Source organism: Pseudomonas nicosulfuronedens (assembly GCF_005877905.1).
In the GTDB taxonomy this organism is placed as follows: Bacteria; Pseudomonadota; Gammaproteobacteria; order Pseudomonadales; family Pseudomonadaceae; genus Pseudomonas; species Pseudomonas nicosulfuronedens.
On record NZ_SWDV01000081.1, the window covers coordinates 1 to 5,041 of the forward strand.

General features: G+C 57.8%; 3 protein-coding genes. All 3 read right to left on the reverse strand.

The features are described from left to right. Positions 1-794 (reverse strand): NAD-dependent epimerase/dehydratase family protein (locus tag FAS41_RS30190; protein ID WP_171049590.1); only part of this gene is annotated, 794 nt, incomplete at its 3' end. Continuing rightward, a complete protein-coding gene (locus tag FAS41_RS30195) occupies positions 791-3,790 on the reverse strand; it encodes a glycosyltransferase (RefSeq protein ID WP_171049591.1) in 3,000 nt (999 codons plus the stop codon). The genes FAS41_RS30190 and FAS41_RS30195, both read right to left, overlap by 4 nt. Positions 3,791-3,841: 51 nt before the next feature. Further along, the coding region (locus FAS41_RS30960; RefSeq protein WP_171049592.1) for a GumC domain-containing protein at positions 3,842-5,041 on the reverse strand (1,200 nt) is incomplete at its 5' end.

Here is a 5,041-nt window from a genome sequence, read left to right on the forward strand (position 1 = left end):
CGCCAGACTTCGTTCTTGCGGACGAACTTGTCGGAAACCTCGATGCTCGGTCGATAACCACTGATTTCGGTCAGGCAATCTAGCACGTCATAACCAGTCCATCCGCGACCAGAGCAGAGGTTCACGGTAAAGGGGTCCTGGTGATTTCTGGACATGAGCTCTGCAACCATCCAGGCACAACGGTGGACGTCGACGTAGTCACGGACCGAGTTGATATTGCCCAGCTTCAGTTCGGGTGCGCGGTCGACAAAGTGGCGGACAATCTTCGGAATCAAGAAGGATTCAGCCTGTCCCGAGCCGATGATATTGAATGGGCGGACAATGTGAATCTTGATGTCATCGGAATACTGCTTGGCGAGCATTTCCATGACCATCTTGCTGTACGAGTAGTGGTTGGATGGGTTGTATGCCAGTTCCTCGGAAAGGTATTCGACATTCTGGTTGCCATACACGCCAGCGGTGCTGGCCAGCAGCATGGTCGGTCGCTTGATCTGTGCAGCCAGCACGGCCTCGAAGAGGTTCTCCGAGCCGAGGACGTTGACGCCGTAGATCTGCTGGATGTCGCCGTGAGTTACCAGTGCAATGGCGGCGAGGTGGACGATCCAGTCCGGGGCGAACTCCTCTATCGTACGGGTCAGGCCTTCCTTGTCGGACAACGAAATCGGGACCAGGTCATCGGTCTTGGTGCCCATCGAGGTACCGAGCACAATGGCCCCACGCTCCTTCAGCTCATGGATCAGGTATTGGCCGATGAAGCCGCTGCCACCGGTGATGAGAACGCGGGAGCCTTTCATGCTTTTTCCTCCGAGTTGCTTTGGGCTATCAGTTGGAAATAGCCGATGAGGTTCGAGGCGCATTCCTTCCAGGTAATGGTGTGCCACTCTTTTTGGATGCGCTGTTCACGGTTCTTCAGTTCGTCGGGGTGGCTGGAGTAGTACGCAATACGCTCTGCCCAGCGGACCACATCCCACGGGTGAATGTATTCGACCAGATCCCGGCCTGTTTCACGCAGTGGCGGAACGTCGGAGGTCAGGCAGAACTTGCCGTAGCCCAGGCTTTCGGGGAGCGTCAGGCTCCAGCCTTCATAGAGACTGGACAGCAGGGTGAACTGGCAGTGACGGTAGAGCACATCCAGTTGCTGATCGGTGGTGCGCAGAATCAGCAGGCGTCCTTTGACGCGTTCGTCCCGCATGATGACTTCGAACAGGTCCTGGGCCTTCCAGCCTGGACCACCGACGAAGACCATCTGCGGCAGCTCCTTGACGCCGTCCTCAAGCAGTTTGAGATAGGCTTTGTAGAGCGTTTCGTGATTCTTGCGAATCTCCAGGGTGCCTACGCTGAGAATGAACGGGCCGGTAACCCCCATCTCCTCGAGCAATTCATGGTCGCGGGAGTGGTCGGTGTGCGGGGCTATGTCGGAGCCGAACTTGATCGGCAAGCCTTCGACGACTGCCCAGCCATGATCCTTCTGCCATTTCTGGCCGTCGATCATCGCCGTTTCGCCACCGTAGATGATCTTGTCACTCGCCAGGCCGGCCAGGTAGAAGAACTTCTGATACCAGTCGTAAGCTTCTTTGGCGTGCAGGTGCGGCGTATTCAGGGGCGTCAGGTCGTAGATGATCTGCGCGAAGTGGAACGGGGACTGACGCTTTGCCTTGATAATCTCAGCCAGCGGTTTCGGATCCCAGTTGATGCCCGCGGAGAACACCATGTCTTCTCGCCCGAAGGGCAGCTTTTGAGCAGGTCCGTCCAGCAAGGGCTGGAGGTCGGCGCGAATGTCACCCTGATGCGGGCTGGCTTGCTGATTGCGCTTGTACTCTTCATCGGTCAGCGCGTGGGCCGGGATATTGCCGGAGCGCTTGGCGTAGGTGATCGCAATATCACGGAGAGCACGAGGCAGAATGCTGACGATATATGCGGCGGCAATCTTCAGGCGAGCTCGGCTGGACAGTGCTGGCGAAGCGATATGCGCCAGGGCCGGAATGTGCGGTTGCAGGACCGGTGCCGGGCTGCTCTGGCCGTTGAAATGGCCGAAGATGGGGATGCGGTGGCCCTCGCCAGTCGCTTCCTTTTCGCCCCAGAACTTCTGGAAGTGTCCATAGGCAGTGTTTACGTCCGCACTATCGAATAGCCAGATCAGGCGGTCGCGAGGAATTTCGAAGTAGCGACCGTCATGGAAGGCGAAGAAGCGTACTCCCGGGACCAGTTTCTCGAGGTGGTGGGCCAGGATCAGCTCGGAGCGAATAATGCCGGTCACGCCACCACGCCATACGGCGTAAGACAGGGTCAGGTCGACCCATAGGTGGCCGGTCTTTCGGCGTGTTTGGGCGATCGCCGCAAAGCTGCGGATGGCCTCGAGGACGTCGCTGCCACACTTTTCCCAGGAGGTGCCATGCCAGTTGTCGCGGATATTGTCCTCACGCTTGCGCAGGGCGTCGGGGTTGTTGCTGTAGAACTCGATACGGTCCGCCCAACCCATCACGTCCAGCGGGTGGATGTAGTCGGGGAATTCGCCGCCGATCTCACGGAGCGGTTCGACATCCGAGGCGAGGCAGAGCTTGCCATAGCTCAGACCTTCTGGCATCGGCAGACTCCAGCCTTCATAGAAGCTAGGTAGCATGGTGAATAGACAGTTGCGGTACAGCGCATCCAGTTCGGCATCGCTGGGTGAGAGCACCAGCAGCTTACCGGCCACGCGCGGGTCGCGCTTGATGGTGTCGATCAGGTCACCGGTTCGCCAGCCCGGCTTGCCGGCAAATACCATGGTCGGAAGATTCTTCGCACCACGCTCAATCAGCGAGACATAGGCCTTATACAGCGTGTCGTGGTTCTTGCGCACCTCGACGGTGCCGACCGTCAGTACGAATGGGCCTTCAACGCCTATGTCGCGGAGCAGTTGCTGGTCATCGCTATTGCCGGTCTTCTTGGTGAGGTCCGTGCCGCCGTAAGGAATGGCAATGCTGGGCGGTGTCGGCCAGCCAAACTTTTTCTGGTAGTACTCGCCGTCGCGCTGGGGACTGCGGCCGCCATACAGGATGAAGTCGCAGTTTTCCGAGATCCATTTGAAGTAGGTACGGAAACTCTCTTCTTCCTGCGGACGGTACAGGTGGTGGGTGGATTCGCCCAGCAGAATGGTGTCGTAGCACATGTAAGCTAGTGCCACACCGGGCTCGCGTTCCTTCACCTGAGTGTAGTAACGCTCCTTGCCGCTATCGAGCCACCCCAATGCGACTACCAGATCGCCACTCTTGTACGGATAGCTCAAAGGTTGAGTCTGCAGCTCGGGAGTTGCCGCGGCGGGCTGAACCGGCGCTCCCGGCAATGCTGTACGCAGCCAGCGTTTGGAGCTGATAGCGGCACCGAGCGCCTTGCGCGGCAGCCAGCTCAATGCCAAACCGGTCGGCTGAAAGCGATAGGGAAGGGCGCTGGCGCCCAGCAACATGGCGCGCTCCAGGCGTAGCGAACGACTGGGTGTCTCAGTCGTCAGGCTGGACAAGTAGTTGTCAACCTTGCTGTTCTGTTCGGCCGCTTCCAGCTTGGCCAGTTGTTGCCCCTTCTTGTTGCGGGTTTCCAGATACTTCTCGGCGACGTTCTGGTCGCCATGGAGCCAAAGCAGCTCGCTTTTGTCGATTTCGACGAAGCTTCCATTGCTGAACATGCTGAAGCGCAGTTCGGGGAACTGACGATTCAGTGCGGCGGCGACTTCTAGCTCGGCGCGTACGATTCCGACTACGCCCCCCGGCCATTGCATGGAAGTGGTGATGTCCAGCCAAATGCTATTCGTGTTCAAGGTTCGATCCTGATTGTTTCTAATGCTTTCCATGGAATTGAATGAGCCGCCTCACTCTGCCGGGCGCAGTTGACTCAATTCAGACTCCAGCGATTCGATTCGCTCAAGCCCATCGAGCCGTGCCTTCTCCAGGTTCTCGGCATATTCCTGGACCTTTTTCAGTGCCTCTTCGAGGTCGCTCGAGTAGCTGCGCAGGCGATTGACTGCTCCATCGTATTCGAGCACTTGCCGGCGGGCTTCGTCGCTGTGTTCGGTCAGTAGCTTGATAGCTCTATCCTGGCTGGAGATGTGATCGCTGAGTCTTTGCAGGGTGCTCTGCAGCGAGCGGTTCTCGTTCATCGACTCGGCGCTTCGGTCGAGCAAACGCAGTGCCACACCGCGAGCATTGGCTGCTGCGACAGAAGTGGAGGCCTCCTCCAGGTTCTGGATTTCGTCAATCTGCTGCAGAATCGGCGCGATTTCCTGTGCTGTGAAACCATTGGCTTCAAAGAGGTTCGCGACCTGATTTTCAATCTCGCGCATCTGGGCTGATTCTGCCTGGGTGAGGCGAATCAGCGGAGAGCGGCTGTCGGAGAGATCGATGTCGTTGATCCCCAGTGAGTTGAACTCCGCCAGCTTGGTGTTGCGATAGGTCGCATTGTGGGTCAGATAGTCGATGCACAGATCCAGATTGACGCAGTCGCGCAATTTCAATTGGGCATACAGCCACAACGCAAAGAAAGCCTTGTAGTTTTCGCGCCACTTCAGTGGGCTGTGCTCGGCCAGGATTCGGTCAGTTCCCAGGTTGCCGCTGCGCGACATGTCGATACCGCTGACGGATTTGATGGCCTGAAGTGCGGGGGGCAGGTGGGGTGCCGTAAAGATCAGCAGTGTGGCGGCGTCAAAGTAGTCATTGATCTTGAATGACCACCATTGGCTTCGCGGTTCGCGCCAGAGATGCACGTGGATACCACCATACTGCTGCTTGAAAGCCTCCGGCTGGCCGAAGCTGCGACAGAACTGGAAAACAGTAGGAGCGCGGGAGGCATCAATAAGCGCCTGATAGTAGGTCTGCTGGTCGTCGGACAGACTATTCAGGAAAATGTCATCGAAGCTGAAGCTCGCCTTGAACAGACCCTTGAGCGCGCTACGTACTTCGTGGAACTCCCAGAAATACGGATTGCCGATGTCTGGGTGATGAATGTTACCGCCATTATTGGCGGTAACTGCCAGCAGGCCCTCGGGGTTCTCGTCCAACTCCAGGAGCCACTC